General features: G+C 64.2%; 1 protein-coding gene. It reads right to left on the minus strand.

From position 1 onward, the window contains the following. Positions 1-514, minus strand: a 514-nt coding sequence (locus AO388_RS04950) for a condensation domain-containing protein (RefSeq protein WP_236713896.1), incomplete at both ends; no start/stop codon positions are given.

Raw genomic sequence — 514 nt, forward strand, 5'->3', positions numbered from 1 at the left:
CCCAGCAGTGCCGAGAGGCGTTGGTGAGTGACCTTGACCGCCGCCAGAGCGCTCTGGCTGCCGACGCTGATGCGCAACGGCAAGGTGTTGATGAACATGCCCAGCGCCCGGTCGGCACCGTTGCCGCCCTGCATCCTGCCCATCAGTACGGTGCCGAACACGACTTCTTCGCGCCCCGAGACCCGACCGGCCACCTGAGCCCATGCCAGGTGGGCCAGGCTTGCAGCGCTGACCCCCAACTGCCGCGCAATGCTGCGTATACGGCTGCTCAGTTGGCTGTCGAGAAGAGTCGGTTCGTCGATGTCGCCGAGCATGTCGCGGAAAAACGCTTCGTGTTCAGCCTGGCTGATACCCAGGCGCGCCTGTGCCACATGGTTGCGATAAGGCACCGGGGCCGGCAATTGCTCGATCTGACCCTGCAGGCTGGCCTGCATTTCCTCCACCACCACTTCCAGCGAAGTGTGATCCAGCGCCAGATGGTGGAACAGCAACATGCCGACCAGACGCTGGTGGG

This window comes from Pseudomonas sp. ICMP 10191 (genome assembly GCF_001467335.1).
GTDB classification, from domain to species: Bacteria; Pseudomonadota; Gammaproteobacteria; order Pseudomonadales; family Pseudomonadaceae; genus Aquipseudomonas; species Aquipseudomonas cerasi.